Origin of the sequence: Saltatorellus ferox, from assembly GCA_007751475.1 — a bacterium.
GTDB lineage: Bacteria > Planctomycetota > UBA1135 > UBA1135.
The window spans coordinates 4,952,491-4,966,975 of record CP036434.1; the positions used below are offsets into that span (position 1 = coordinate 4,952,491).

The window sequence follows — 14,485 nt, forward strand, 5'->3', positions numbered from 1 at the left end:
GACGGAGAGGCGGTCTCGGCGGAGAGGCTGACTCATACCCGCGAACTTCAGTTCAACTACCAACAGTCCATACCCGCACTACGAACTGTGGCCCAAAGACACCGAGCGAGGCTCCTGCGAACATTCGGTGAGAATGAACCTCATCGAGACCCAGGGAGTCGCGCTGTCGCCATCTCCCCGGAGTTCGAAACTCCAGGGGGCTGCTGCTGGCGGCGAGCCGGAGAATGACCTGCCGGAGGCCCCCTGGGGTCAGCCGGTAGAGGACGTTCTGGAGGACTTCGGAACGACGCTCGAGAGCGGCCTGAGCGAGGCCGAGGCCGCGCTGCGCCTGGAGCAGCACGGTCCCAACGTGCTCCAGCAAGCCGAACGGATCACAGCCTGGAAGATCCTGCTCGCGCAGTTCAAGAGCTCCATCATCTGGCTTTTGATCGCGGTCTCGGGACTCGCGCTGGCACTCGGTGAACCGCTCGATAGCGCCGCCGTGATGACGGTGGTTTTGATCAACGCGGCCATTGGATTCTTCATCGAGCGGCGCGCCGTTCAATCGGTCGACGCGCTGCGGTCCCTCGGCAACCTTCACACGACCGTGCGACGGGGCGGTCGAACGAGCCAGGTCCCCGCGGAGAATCTGGTGCCTGGAGACATCGTGCTCGTCGAGGCCGGAGACGTACTCACGGCGGACCTGCGGCTCGTCGAAAGCCCGCTCCTCTGCGTGGACGAATCGGCGTTGACCGGAGAGTCCCTGCCCGTCACCAAGTCCGTGCCGGCCTGCGCGACGGACGCGTCCCTCTCCGACCGGACCTGCATGCTGCACAAGGGCACCGCGGTCTTCACGGGATCCGCGGTCGCGGTCGTGGTCGCGACCGGTATGCGCACCGCGCTCGGCGAGATCACCGACCTCGTCGTGCATGCGGAAGCAGGAACGTCGCCGCTCAACGACCGCCTGAATCGCCTCGCTCGAACGCTCATCGGTTTGACGCTGGTCGTCGCGGCCTTCGTGACGATCATGATGTTCGTCAACGGAAGGGGCCTGCTCCTCGCGGTCGAGATCGGCATCGCGCTGGCCGTTGCGACCGTCCCCGAGGGACTGCCTGTCGTCGCGACCATCGCGCTCGCGCGCGGTATGGGGAGAATGGCAAAGCGGAGCGCCCTCGTCGAGAACATGGCCGCAGTGGAGACGCTCGGCTCCACCTCGGTCCTCATGACGGACAAGACGGGGACCCTCACAGAGAACAGGATGGTCGCGGTCGAGTACGCGCTGCCCGAGGGCACGGTCAGGATCGAGGCGGACGAGGAACGCTCCAGAAGCACCTTCTTTTCGGGCGAGGCCGTCATCGAGCCTCTCGAGGACGAAGCGCTTCTGGAAGCGCTTGAGATCGGCGCTCTCTGCAATCGTGCCACGCTCGAGGAGACGCCTGGTCAGCCCTCCACGGGCACCGGAGACCCGACCGAGATCGCACTCCTGGGCGCTGCTGACCGCGCAGGTATCGATCGCGTCGATCTCAAGAAACGCATGCCCCTGGAAGACGAGCGCGCTTTCGACCCTGCCACCAAGCTGATGGCGACGATCCACGCGCGTGACGGCGCTCTCTTCGCCGCGATCAAGGGAGCTCCAGAAGCCGTCCTGGAGACGTGCACTCGCTGCTCGACGGCCGCGGGATCCGAGGAGCTGACCTCTGCCGATCGCCAGAGCTGGCTCGATCGAACGGATGCGATGGCCGCGCGAGGACAGCGCGTTCTTGGGCTGGCGCGCACGCGAGGAGACGCACCGTTCGAGTACGCGGATCTCGAGTTCGTCGGCCTGGTCGGTCTGCTCGATCCACCGCGCGCTGGAGCCCGAGGCACCGTCGAGCGGCTGCGTGCCGCGGGCATCGAGGTCATCATGGTGACCGGAGACCACGTCGCCACCGGCACCGCCATCGCGAGTGAGGTCGGGATCTGCCTCCTGGACGATCAGGGGAACGGGGAGCCCGAGTTGGCCATCGACGCGCGCGAGATCGCTTCCGTGGCCGATGCGGCTTCCTCCGTCAGGGAAACGCTGTCCTCGGCCCGAGTCATCGGTCGCGCGAGCCCGCGGCAGAAGCTCGACCTGATCGCACTCCACCAGGAACGCGGCGAGGTGGTCGCGATGATCGGAGACGGCGTGAACGATGCGCCTGCGCTGCGCAAGGCGGATATCGGCGTGGCGATGGGGTTGCGCGGCACCCAGGTGGCCCGAGAGGCCGCCGACATGGTGCTGCGGAACGATGACATCGCGAGCATCCTCGCGGCCGTCGAGGAAGGGCGCTCGATCTTCCGGAACATCCGTCGCTTCGTCGTCTACTTGATGTCGTGCAACGTGAGCGAGATCTTCGTCGTGGGCGCTGGCTCCATGCTGTCCGGTCCGCTGCCCGTGCTCCCGCTTCACATCCTCTTCCTCAACATGGTCACGGATGTCTTCCCGGCCCTTGCGCTCGGCACCTGCCGGGCGGACGAAGGGATCCTGCGTGAGGCGCCGCGCCCCGAGGGCGAGACGATCCTGCTGAAGCGTCACTGGCGGAACATCTTCTCGGTAGGAGTGATCATGGCCGCCTCCGTGATGAGCGCTCTGGGCGTCGCCGTCCATGTCCTCGATCTGACGGAATCCCAGGCCACCACCACCGCGTTCCTGACGCTCGCCATGGCGCAGCTCTGGCACACGCTCTCCATGAGCGGCTACCGATCTCACCTCGTGCGCAACGAGGTCACGGAAAATCCATACGTCTGGTCCGCGATCGCGGGCTGCGCAGCGCTCCTCGTGCTGGCGGTCTACTGGGGCCCCATGCGGCGCCTTCTGTCGCTGGCCGAGGTCGGCGTCCATGCCTGGTCCGTCGCGGTCTTCTTCTCGCTCATCCCCATGTCGAGCGTGGCCGTATGGCGCGCACTCGCACGCCTTCGAACGGAGTCCACCCCATCATGAACCCATCGCACATCCTCTGGTTCCAGGACATCAGCCACACGGACGTCCCCCTGGTCGGTGGCAAGACCGCCTCGCTGGGCGAGATGTACCAGGCCCTCTCGGCCCAGGGCGTCCTCGTTCCCAACGGCTTCGCCGTCACGGCCGACGCCTACAGGCTCGTCCTCGACGAGGCGGACGCCTGGGGTCCGCTCAAGGCCGCGCTCCAAGGGCTCGACCCCGACAGTCCGGACGACCTCGCGAAGCGCGCACGCAAGGCTCGGGAGATCGTGCACAACGCCGCGGTACCTGCCGCGATGCGCCAGGAAATCCTCGACGCCTACCATCAGCTCCTGGACGAGTACGGACCGGAAACCACCCTGGCCGTCCGCAGCTCCGCCACCGCCGAGGACCTCCCTACCGCGAGCTTCGCGGGACAGCAGGAAACGTTCCTCAACGTCAGCGGCGAGGAAGCCGTCATCGAGGCATTCCGGCGCTGCATGGCCAGCCTCTTCACCGACCGAGCGATCCACTACCGCATCACGAACGGCTTCGACCACTTCTCGGTCGCTCTGTCCGTCTGCATGATGAAGATGGTGCGCGCCGATCTGGCGTCCAGCGGGGTCATGTTCACGCTGGACACCGAGTCCGGATTCCGCGACGCCGTCTTTCTCACCGGAGCCTTTGGACTCGGGGAGAACGTCGTGCAAGGGACCGTGCAGCCGGACGAGTTCTACGTCCACAAACCAACGTTCCGGAAGGGGTTCCGCACGGTGCTCAAGCGCACGCTCGGCACCAAGGCGCTGAAGATGATCTACGGTCAGGGTCGGGACGGTAGTCGCACCAGAAACTTGCCCACCACCGACGCGGAACGCTCCAGCTTCTGCTTGACGGACGAGGAAGTTCTCACGCTCACTGGCTACGCCATCGCCATCGAGGAGCACTATTCTGCGCTCGCGACAGATCCTCGACCGATGGACATCGAGTGGGCAAAGGACGGACTCGACGGCTCGCTCTACATCGTTCAGGCGCGGCCCGAAACCGCCGTGAGCCAGCGGGGCACCGAGCTTGTTCAGTATGTTCTGAAGGGTGAGGGTGAGATGCTCGTGAAGGGGAACGCCGTCGGCACCGGTATCGCGCATGGTCCGGTGCGCGTCATTCAAGACCCCTCCGAACTCGGTACCTTCGTCACCGGCGAAGTGCTGGTCGCGGAGACGACCAACCCCGACTGGGAGCCCGTCATGAAGCGCGCCTCTGCGATCGTGACCGAGCGCGGCGGCCGCACGTGTCACGCGGCGATCCTCGCCCGCGAACTGAACATCCCCGCGGTCGTCGGAGCCACGGACGCCGTTGCGATCCTGACCGGCCGTCCTGACATCACCGTCTCCTGCGCGGAGGGCGCCGACGGCCGCGTGTACGACGGGGAGGTTCCGTTCAAGGTCCTGCGAACGAACGTCGGCGAATTGGCTCGACCGAGCACCAAGATCATGCTGAACCTCGCGAACCCGGGTCTCGCGTTCCAGTCCTCGTTCATCCCCTGTGACGGCGTGGGGCTCGCGAGGACGGAGTTCATCATCAGCCAGTCGGTCGGCGTCCACCCGATGGCCCTCGCCCACCCCGAGAGGGTCACCGACGCGGCCATCCAGGCCAAGATCCGCGAACGGATCTCGGGGCACGCGAGCGGCACCGACTACTTCGTCGAGCGGCTCTCCGAGGGCGTCGGGCAGATCGCGGCGGCCTTTTATCCGCGGCCTGTCATCGTACGGATGTCCGACTTCAAGACGAACGAGTACGCCCAGCTCCTCGGCGGCGCCGACTTCGAGCCGGTAGAAGCCAATCCCATGATCGGCTTCCGTGGGGCCTCCCGGTACGCGCACCCCGCCTATGCGGACGGCTTCGAGCTGGAGTGCCTGGCCATGCGCCGCGTCCGGGAGGAGATGGGCCTCACGAACGTCAAGCTGATGATCCCGTTCTGCCGCCGCGTGGACGAAGCCGAGAAGGTGCTGGCGCTGATGGCCCGGCACGGACTCGGGCGCGGCGTGAACGGTCTCGAGATCTACGTCATGTGCGAGATCCCGAACAACGTCGTCCAGATCGATGCCTTCGCTCCGCACTTCGACGGCTTCTCGATCGGGTCCAATGACCTGACGCAGCTCACCCTCGGCGTCGATCGCGACTCCGAGATGGTCGCGTTCGAGTTCGACGAGCGAGATCCCGGCGTCATGGAGATGCTGCGCCTCGCGGTCGAAGGCGCTCGCAGGAACGATCGGCATTCGGGCATCTGTGGCCAGGCCCCGTCCGACTACCCCGAGGTAGCCGAGTTCCTGGTGAAGCACGGCATCGACTCCATCAGCCTGACCCCCGACGCCGTCATCGCCACCACGCTCAGCGTGCTCAGCCTCGAGGCGAAGCTGAAAGGAGAGGAGGTCCTGACCCCCGCCTCCAGAGCGACATCCATCGTGCCCATCGTCCCCCCTCGCCCCGTGACGAGATGAATGTTCTTGTCTTGAACGCAGGCTCCTCGTCGCTGCGCTTCCAGATCATCCAGACCGACGCGGATCTCATGCAGCGTGACGTCGACCGGCGACTCGCCCACGGCCTCGTCGAGCGAATCGGCGGCCACGCGATCTGCACGCTGGAGGCAGAGGGGCAAGGCGCGATCACGGAGGACGCGCCGCTGCGGGACCACCGGGCGGCGATCGAGCGCGTGCTCGATTGGGTGATCTCGGACGAGAGTGGCATCGAGGGCATCCGGGCGCTCGCCGACATTCACGCCGTCGGCCACCGCGTGGTCCATGGCGGGCAGCTCTTCCAGCGCTCGGCGCGCGTTGACGACGAGGTGATCGCCGGTATCGAGAGCTGCATCGAGCTCGCGCCTCTCCACAACCCGGCGAACCTGCGCGGCATCCGAGCCGTCAAGGAGTTGCTCGGACCGGACCTGCCCCAGGTGGCCGTCTTCGATACCGCCTTCCACGCGACCATGCCGGAGTGCGCCTATCTCTATGCGCTCCCCTACCACTACTACCGACGCCTCCAGGTGCGGCGCTACGGATTCCATGGAACCTCCCATCGGTATGTGGCCTATCGGTACCGAAAGCTCGCGCGCTTACCACGCAACGAGGTCCACCTCATCACGATCCATCTCGGCAACGGGTGCTCTGCCTGCGCGATCCAGGCAGGCAATTCGTTCGATACGTCGATGGGCTTCACGCCGCTCGACGGACTCATCATGGGGACGCGCTGCGGCGATCTCGACCCCTCCATCGTCGAGTACCTCGTCCAGAAGGACGGGCTCACGCTCCACGAGGTCGAAGGCATCCTGAACAAGCAGTCGGGACTCCTCGGGATCTCGGGGCTCACCGCCGACATGCGCGACCTCCAGGCAGAGGTGGCTGAGAACGGCGACCGCCGAGCCAAGCTCGCGATCGACATGTTCTGCTGGCGCGTCCGTAAGTACATCGGAGCGTACGCCGTCGAACTCGACGGGCCGATCGCGGTCGTCTTCACCGGGGGCATCGGCGAGAACGCCCCGGCGATTCGCGAGCAGATCTGCCGCGGTCTCGGTCGGATTGGGCTGATGATCGATCCGGAGCGGAACGATGCGGCGGTGAACGGCCGATCGGCGCGCATCTCGACGGATACAAGCGAGATGACGGCGTACGTCATCCCGACCAACGAAGAGCTTCTGATCGCGCGCGACACGGTCCGCGTCTTGGAGGGAGTGATCGCTCCCCGCGTCGAGGATGGTTCCCCATGACGAAGACCGTCCCGGACAGCCGCGATGTACCGCGCAACAGCCAATCGTTCGCGAAGAGCGATGCAGCGGCGGCTCCCTTGGGTGTCGTCGTTGCAGTGCGCGGGAGTATCGTGGACGTTCGAGTGAACGGGCCGTTGCCTTCGATCCATCGTGTCCTACGCGCCATCCTGGACGGAGGGGATGGTCAAGCCGATACCGTCATCTTGCTGGAGGTGCTCACGCAAAGGGACGCACACCACGTTCGCTGCATCTCCCTCACCACGACCCAGGGCCTCGCCCGGGGCATCGACGTCCTCGACACGGGTGGTCCCCTGATGGCGCCTGTGGGGCCGGGGATCCTCTCACGCATGTTCGACGTCTTCGGGAATCCGATCGATCGCCAGCCGCCGCCCGAGGATCTGGAGTGGCGCTCGGTCCATCGAGCTCCCCCATCTCTCCTGCGCCGGTCGACGCGCTCTGAGATCTTCGAAACCGGCATCAAGCTGATCGACGTGCTCGTTCCGCTGGAGCGCGGCGGCAAGGCGGGTCTGTTCGGCGGTGCCGGCGTAGGGAAGACGGTGCTTCTCACCGAGATGATCCACAACATGGTGGGTCACGAGGAAGGCGTCAGCATCTTCTGCGGCATCGGCGAGCGCTGCCGCGAAGGAGAGGAACTGCACCGCGAGATGAAGGAGGCGGGCGTTCTGTCGAACATGACGATGGTCTTCGGGCAGATGAACGAGCCGCCGGGCGCTCGCTTCCGCGTGGGGCATGCGGCTCTGACCATGGCAGAGTACTTCCGGGACGACGAGCAACGGGACGTGCTGCTCTTGATCGACAACATCTTCCGCTTCATCCAGGCGGGCTCCGAGGTCTCGGGCCTCATGGGCCAGATGCCCTCGCGGCTCGGCTACCAGCCGACCATGGGCACGGAGCTGTCCGCTCTGGAGGAGCGGATCGCCAACACCGACGCGGGCGCGATCACGTCGATCCAGGCCGTCTACGTTCCTGCGGACGATTTCACGGACCCCGCCGCCGTCCATACCTTCTCGCACCTTTCGGCGTCGATCGTGCTCTCCCGCAAGCGAGCGGGCGAAGGGCTCTACCCGGCGATCGATCCACTGCAGTCGAACTCCAAGATGGCGACACCCGGAGTTGCCGGCGAGCGACACTACCGGCTCGCCCAGGAGATCCGGCACACGCTCGCCCGGTACGAGGATCTCAAGGACATCATCGCGATGCTTGGACTGGAGCAGCTGACGGCAGACGATCGACGGCTCGTCGGACGCGCGCGGCGACTGGAACGGTTCTTCACGCAGCCATTCTTTACCACCGAGCAGTTCACCGGATTGGACGGCAAGCTCGTCAGCCTGGAGGACGCCCTCGATGGCTGCGAGCGCATCTTGAACGACGAGTTCAGGGACTATCCGGAGAGCGCGCTCTACATGATCGGCGCTATCAGCGAGGTCAAAGGGGAGCCCACCTCCACCGACACCGCGTCCTCTGCCAGCACGACCCCATGATGACTCTGCGGGTACTCGTTCCCTTCCAGGTCTTCGCGGAGAAGGCCCACGTCAAACGCATCGTGACGGTCACACGAAGCGGCTCGTTCGGACTGCTTCCGCAGCGCCTCGACTGCGTTGCGACACTCGCGCCGGGCATCCTGGTCTACGAGACCGAGGAGGACGGTGAGTGCTACCTGGCGGTGGACGAGGGCATCCTCGTCAAGACGGGCTCCGAGGTCCGCGTGTCCGTCCGTCGAGCCGTCGCGGGATCAGACCTTTCTACGCTCCACGAGGCCGTCGAATCGGACTTTCTCGTCCTTGACGACCATGAGCGCGAGGTCCGCAGTGTCAACGCGAAGCTGGAGTCCGGTTTCCTTCGGCGCCTCGCCCATTTTCATCATGAGTGACCCCAGTCCCAAGAAGCTCCCCGGTCCGCGCCAGGGGCTGGCGGCCGAGGTGGACGCCATGGCCCGGCGCAAGTTGAGGGCGCGACGCGATGGCACCGGCGCCTGGCTCGGCCTCGGCACCATGGGCGTGATCGGCTGGTCCGTGGTGGTCCCCACTCTACTGGGCGCCACGCTCGGGCTATGGCTGGACCGTCATCACGGCGGCAGTCGGTCGTGGACGTTGACCTTGCTCGTCGGTGGCCTGGTTCTCGGCTGCGCGAACGCGTGGCATTGGGTTTCCAGTGAGCAAGTGGCCATGCACGAGGACCAGGAAAGCGATGACGATGTTTGACCTCGCCACCTACGCGCTAGCAGGCCTCGTTGGCTGGGCACTGGGCGTGTTCTTCTTCGGCGGCCTCTGGTGGACCGTGCGCAAACTGGTGGCCTCCCCGGCGCCGGCGCGCTGGATGATCGCGAGCACGCTACTCCGGACGGGTACGACCCTCCTCGGATTCTACCTCGTGTCCGGAGGCTCCTGGCAGCGAATGCTCGCCTGCCTGCTGGGCTTCTTGGCCGGAAGACTCAGCGTCTTCTGGTGGACCCGCTCCTTCGACCAGCGCTTGCACGAGGCATTTCCCCATGCGACTCAGTCCTGATGAGATCATCTTCTGGCAGAACGGCCTCTTCAAGCTGAACGCGACGATCGCCTTCACCTGGGCGCTCATGATCGTGATGGTCGTGGGCTCCGCCGTGATCACGCGCAGGCTCTCCGCGTCGGACGAACGCTCGCACTGGCAGAACCTGATGGAGATCATCGTCACCGGCATCGCGAAGCAGCTCGAAGAGGTGGGACTCGCCCACCCGCGGTCCTACCTGCCTTTCCTGGGCACACTCTTCCTGTTCATCGCCGTGGCGAGCCTTGGCACGATCGTTCCCGGATACGAGCCGCCCACGGGATCGCTCTCGACCACGGTGGCTCTGGCGCTTTGCGTCTTCGTGGCCGTGCCGGCTTTCGGCATCCAAGCCCAGGGCTTCCTGGGCTACGTCGGCACGTACGTCCAGCCGACGTTCATCATGCTTCCCTTCAATCTCATCAGCGAGGTCTCGCGCACGCTCGCGCTCTCCGTGCGCCTCTTCGGAAACATGATGAGCGGCGCGATGATCATCGCCATCCTGCTCACGATCACGCCGCTCTTCTTCCCGATCGTCATGACCCTGCTGGGCCTCCTCACCGGCATGGTCCAGGCCTACATCTTCACGATTCTTGCCTCGGTCTATATCGCGGCGGCGACGCGCAAGCTCGCGGGTCCCAAGCACGAGTCTGCGCCCCCTCACCCTGTCTCCATCGAAACCGCCTGACCCGCCTTCACACCATGGATCCCACTTCACTCATCGGCGCCACCTCCATCATCGTCGCAGGCCTCTGCACCAGCCTGGGCTGCCTGGCCCCCGCGATCGCGGAAGGCCGCGCGGTGGCCACCGCGCTCACGTCACTGGCCCAGCAGCCCGACGCCTCTGCCACGATCACCCGCACCCTCTTCGTGGGGCTCGCGATGATCGAGTCCACCGCCATCTACAGCTTCGTCGTCTCCATGATCCTGATCTTTGCCAACCCGTTCTGGAACGCAGCGATCGCCGAGGTCGCAGCCAAATAGCCCATGCTCATCGACTGGTTCACCGTCGTCGCGCAGGCCATCAACTTCCTGATCCTCGTCTGGCTGATGAAGCGCTTCCTGTATCGACCGATCCTGAACGCCATCGACGAGCGCGAGGCCCGCATCGCCGCGGAACTGGCAGACGCGGACAGCAGGAAGGCCGAGGCCGCAAAGGAGCGCGACGAGTTCCAGCGAAAGAACGAGGCGTTCGATGCCGACCGCTCGGAGCGTCTTGCGAAGGCGACGGAAGAGGCCGCGGCGGAGCGACAGAGACTGATCGAGGCGGCCCGGAAGGCAGCGGCTGAGCTCGCGACCAGGCGGCAAGCGGGGCTGGAGGCGGAGGCGGCCACCCTGAGCCACGGACTCAGCCGGCGCGCGCAGCGTGAGGTCTTCGCCATCGCCCGCCAGGTACTCGGAGATCTCGCGGGAGCGTCTCTGGAGGAACGGGCGGTGGAGGTCTTCCTGCGGCTCATCAGGGACATCGACGAGCCGACCCGCACGGGGCTCGCGGACGCCCTGAGGGCCAGCCCATCGGGCAGGATACGGACGGCGTTCGACCTGACAGAGGCGCAGCGTGCCTCCATCCAGCACGTGTTGAACGAGACATTCTCGGCCGATATCCAGCTCGGCTTCGAGACCGCTCCCGAGCTCGTGAGCGGGATCGAATTCGCAGCCCACGGAACGAAGGTCGCCTGGACCGTCGCCGACTATCTACTGACCCTGGAAGAAGGAGCGACGAAGCTCTTGGATCGTCGCGCGAAGGCCGAGGCCGGGACCTGATGGGAACGCTACAGGACGTCTCCGCGAGCGCACTGGACCTGATCGAGCAGGCCCGAAAGAGCGTACGGCCGCGACTGAGGGTGCGGGAGATCGGAACGATCACCAGTGTATCGACGGGAATCGCGACGGTCTCGGGGCTGCCAGGCGTCGGGTACGACGAGCTGCTCGCGTTCCCCGGCGGCGTGCTCGGCATCGCTTTCAACGTGGACGAGGACGAGATCGGCGCCGTGCTCCTCGGCGACTACACCACGCTCCAGGTCGGGCAGGACGTCGAGCGGACGGGGCGCGTCATGGACGTGGCCGTCGGCGAAGGCCTGGTTGGCCGCGTGATCGATCCGCTGGGCAGGCCGCTCGACGGAAAGGATCCGATCCCCTCCGAGAAGCGTCTCCCGATCGAGCGCCCGGCGACCCCCATCATGGACCGCGCTCCGGTGACCACTCCGCTGCAAACGGGAATCAAGGTGATCGATGCCCTCATCCCGATCGGGCGCGGTCAGCGCGAACTCATCCTCGGCGACAGGCAGACCGGCAAGACCGCGATTGCGCTCGACACCATTCTGAACCAAGCCGGCAAGGACATCACCTGCGTCTACTGCAGCATCGGCCAGCGCGCGTCCTCCGTCGCCAAGGCGATCGCCGTTTTGCGCGATCGCGGTGCGCTCGCCTACACGGTCGTGATGGTGACCGAGGGAAACGACGCGCCCGGCGTCTCCTACATCGCGCCCTACGCCGCGACGAGCGTGGCAGAGCATTTCATGCAGCAAGGCCGAGACGTGCTGATCGTCTACGACGATCTCACCCAGCACGCGCGGTCCTACCGCGAGCTCTGTCTGCTGCTCCGCAGGCCTCCGGGTCGGGAAGCGTTCCCGAGCGACATCTTCTACATCCACTCCCGTCTCCTGGAGCGCTCGACCCACCTGGCAGAATCCCTCGGCGGCGGCTCGCTCACGGCGCTGCCGATCATCGAGACGGAGGCCCAGAACATCTCCGCCTACATCCCGACCAACCTGATCTCGATCACGGACGGGCAGATTTATCTCTCGCCCGCGCTGTTCGAACTCGGCGTCCTGCCCGCGGTCGACGTGGGCGCGTCCGTGTCCCGCGTCGGCGGCAAGGCCCAGCAGGCCAGCTATCGATCCGTCGCGGGCGACCTCAAGCTCGCGTACGCCCAGTTCGAGGAACTGGAGACGTTCGCGCGCTTCGGCGCGAGACTGGACGAGGTCACTCGCGAGACGATCGAGCACGGAAAGCGGATCCGTGCGTGCCTCAAGCAGCCGGAGCTGGCGCCGATCCCGGCTCCGGAGCAGATCGCCGTTCTACTGGCGCTCACGGGGGGGCTCTTCGACGCGATTCCGCTCGGCTCGATGGGGTCCGCAGAGAAGGCTGTCCGGGAGGCGGTGACGACCCTTCCCCCTGACCTCCACGCGGCTCTGGAAGGCTCCGTGAAGCTGAGTGACGAGCAGCGCAAGTCGATCGTCGACGGGGCCCGCACGGCCCTCGCTCCGTTCCAGAAGGAGGAGGCGGCGCCATGAGCCACACGACGGCGGACCTGCGCCGCAAGATCGAGAGCGCCGCCGACCTTCACTCGGTGGTCCGCACGATGAAGGCGATGGCCGCGTCCAGCATCGGCCAGTACGAGCAGTCCGTCCTCGCGCTCGGCGACTACTACCGAACGATCGAGCTGGGCCTTGGAGCCACGTTCCGCCTGACTGGCCCCGCCGAGGCTCAAGCGGACCGGGCTCCGGCTCAGCCGGTGACGGGCGCCGTCGTCTTCGGCTCGGACCAGGGGCTGGTCGGTCAGTTCAACGAGGAGGTGGCCGACTTCGCCGTGCACACGCTTTCGTCGTGGCCCGGGGAGCTGCAGATCTGGGCCGTGGGCGAGCGCGTCCACGGACGGCTGGTGGAGGCAGGACTCGTTCCGACCGGCCACTTCCCGCTGCCGACTTCCGTCGCGGGAATCGCCCCCCTGGTCGGGAGGATCCAGCTGGAGTCAGACGCCTACCGTGCCCGCGCAGGCGAATCGACGCTCTACCTCATCCACAACCAGCCACGGGCCTCGAGCTACCGACCGGTGTCCCGGAAGCTCTTGCCACTGGACGACGAATGGCGCGCGACCCTCTCGTCGCAGCCCTGGCCCACGAAGCTCCTCCCGGAGGTCCTGGGAGCCAGCAGCCACACGCTTCGTTCCCTGATCCGCGAGTACCTCTTCATCTCGATGTTCCGCGCCTGCGCCGAGTCCCTTGCCGCTGAGAACGCGAGCCGCCTCGCCGCCATGGGACGCGCCGAGCGAAACATCGGAGATCTGCTCGTCGAACTTCAGGGCGACTTCCGCCGCCAGCGTCAGGACGGCATCGACGAGGAGCTGTTCGAGGTGATCTCGGGCTACGAGGCGCTGAAGTCAGCGGACCACCGCATCCCCTGACGCTCGGAGTGCCCCTTGACGCTGACCTCCTGGATCCCGCCCGGGCCATGGTTCCAGGCCGCAACCCTCCCCTCGCCGACGATTCCTTCCTCCATGTTCGACTCACTCGCCACCCACGTGGTGCGCTTCCTGGCGCGGCAGGGGCTTCTCGAGCCGGGGAGTCACCTGGAGAGCGCCATTCACTTCTTCGTGCTCGACACGACGAAGATCTTCGCGCTCCTCGTTCTCGTGATCTACGGCATGGGATTCCTGCGAGCCATGCTCTCGCCGGAGCGCGTACGCGAGTACGTTCGCGGGAAGCCCCGCTGGCTCGCGCGGACGCTCGCGATCTGCCTGGGTGCCATCACCCCTTTCTGCTCGTGCTCGTCGGTGCCGCTGTTCATCGGCTTCGTGGAGGCCGGGATCCCGATCGGCGTCACGTTCTCGTTCCTCATCGCGAGCCCGATGATCAACGAGGTCGCCGTGGTCGTGCTGGCGGGGACGATCGGATGGAAAATGACCGCGCTCTACGTCGGTGCCGGACTGCTGGTCGCCTACGTGGGCGGAGTCATGATGGAGCTCTTCCACGCCGAACGCTGGGTCGAGGACTACGTCTGGAAGATCCAGGTTGGAGACGCCAAGCTGCCGTCCAAACCGAGGGGCATCGCTGCCCGTCACCGTTTCGCGCGCGGAGAAGTCCGAGAGATCCTCGGTCGCATCTGGCTGTGGATCCTGATCGGCGTCGGCGTGGGAGCGCTCTTCCACGGCTTCGTCCCCGAGGCCTGGGTCGCCAAGAACCTGGGCGCGAAGAGCGGTCTCGTCTCCGTTCCCGTCGCCGTCCTCCTTGGCGTACCTCTCTACTCCAATGCGACGGGCGTGGTCCCGGTCGCGGAGGCCCTGCTCGGCAAGGGGGTCCCGATCGGCACGGTGCTCGCGCTCATGATGAGCATCGCGGCGCTGTCCCTCCCGGAGATGCTGATCCTGCGCAAGGTCATTCACTGGCGCGCGCTCGCGCTCTACGCGGCGATCCTCGCCGTCGCTTTCGTTCTCGTCGGCTGGACCTTCAACGCGCTGGCGTGAGACTGTCCATCCATCACTCCGTTCACTC

13 protein-coding genes are annotated in these 14,485 nt (G+C 66.1%); all 13 read left to right on the top strand.

The window, feature by feature from the left end; translation table 11 throughout:
* The first annotated feature begins 133 nt into the window (after positions 1-133).
* The 13 genes from Poly30_RS17755 to Poly30_RS17815 all read left to right on the top strand — a co-directional run bounded on the left by Poly30_RS17755 (position 134) and on the right by Poly30_RS17815 (position 14,457).
* Positions 134-2,938 carry a cation-translocating P-type ATPase gene (locus tag Poly30_RS17755; RefSeq protein ID WP_145200149.1) on the top strand — a complete coding sequence of 935 codons (2,805 nt, stop codon included), beginning with the start codon at positions 134-136 and terminating at the stop codon, positions 2,936-2,938.
* Entirely contained in the window at positions 2,935-5,409 is a 2,475-nt protein-coding gene (ppsA, locus tag Poly30_RS17760; RefSeq protein ID WP_419190327.1) for a phosphoenolpyruvate synthase, read from the top strand. Before Poly30_RS17755 ends, ppsA begins: the two co-directional genes overlap by 4 nt.
* Entirely contained in the window at positions 5,406-6,671 is a 1,266-nt protein-coding gene (locus tag Poly30_RS17765) for an acetate kinase (RefSeq protein ID WP_145200152.1), read from the top strand. The genes ppsA and Poly30_RS17765 overlap by 4 nt, the downstream gene beginning before the upstream one ends.
* Positions 6,668-8,173, top strand: a complete 1,506-nt coding sequence (atpD, locus tag Poly30_RS17770; RefSeq protein ID WP_145200155.1) for a F0F1 ATP synthase subunit beta — start codon at positions 6,668-6,670, stop codon at positions 8,171-8,173. The genes Poly30_RS17765 and atpD overlap by 4 nt, the downstream gene beginning before the upstream one ends.
* A complete protein-coding gene (locus Poly30_RS17775; RefSeq protein ID WP_145206265.1) occupies positions 8,173-8,562 on the top strand; it encodes a F0F1 ATP synthase subunit epsilon in 390 nt (129 codons plus the stop codon). The genes atpD and Poly30_RS17775 overlap by 1 nt, the downstream gene beginning before the upstream one ends.
* Entirely contained in the window at positions 8,555-8,893 is a 339-nt protein-coding gene (locus Poly30_RS17780) for an AtpZ/AtpI family protein (protein WP_145200159.1), read from the top strand. Before Poly30_RS17775 ends, Poly30_RS17780 begins: the two co-directional genes overlap by 8 nt.
* Positions 8,886-9,197 (top strand): N-ATPase subunit AtpR, encoded by a 312-nt coding sequence (locus Poly30_RS17785; protein ID WP_145200161.1) that lies wholly within the window; start codon positions 8,886-8,888, stop codon positions 9,195-9,197. Before Poly30_RS17780 ends, Poly30_RS17785 begins: the two co-directional genes overlap by 8 nt.
* Positions 9,181-9,900 carry a F0F1 ATP synthase subunit A gene (locus tag Poly30_RS17790; RefSeq protein WP_145200163.1) on the top strand — a complete coding sequence of 240 codons (720 nt, stop codon included), beginning with the start codon at positions 9,181-9,183 and terminating at the stop codon, positions 9,898-9,900. The genes Poly30_RS17785 and Poly30_RS17790 overlap by 17 nt, the downstream gene beginning before the upstream one ends.
* A gap of 14 nt (positions 9,901-9,914) precedes the next feature.
* Positions 9,915-10,196, top strand: coding sequence for a F0F1 ATP synthase subunit C (locus Poly30_RS17795; protein WP_145200166.1), 282 nt, complete (start codon positions 9,915-9,917; stop codon positions 10,194-10,196).
* 3 nt (positions 10,197-10,199) lie between these two features.
* Complete coding sequence (locus Poly30_RS17800; RefSeq protein WP_145200169.1) at positions 10,200-10,976, top strand: F0F1 ATP synthase subunit B family protein; 777 nt, start codon at positions 10,200-10,202, stop codon at positions 10,974-10,976.
* Entirely contained in the window at positions 10,976-12,508 is a 1,533-nt protein-coding gene (locus Poly30_RS17805; protein ID WP_145200172.1) for an alternate F1F0 ATPase, F1 subunit alpha, read from the top strand. The genes Poly30_RS17800 and Poly30_RS17805 overlap by 1 nt, the downstream gene beginning before the upstream one ends.
* Positions 12,505-13,398 (top strand): F0F1 ATP synthase subunit gamma, encoded by an 894-nt coding sequence (locus tag Poly30_RS17810; RefSeq protein WP_145200175.1) that lies wholly within the window; start codon positions 12,505-12,507, stop codon positions 13,396-13,398. Before Poly30_RS17805 ends, Poly30_RS17810 begins: the two co-directional genes overlap by 4 nt.
* Positions 13,399-13,491: 93 nt before the next feature.
* Positions 13,492-14,457 carry a permease gene (locus tag Poly30_RS17815; RefSeq protein WP_145200178.1) on the top strand — a complete coding sequence of 322 codons (966 nt, stop codon included), beginning with the start codon at positions 13,492-13,494 and terminating at the stop codon, positions 14,455-14,457.
* Positions 14,458-14,485 lie beyond the last annotated feature (28 nt).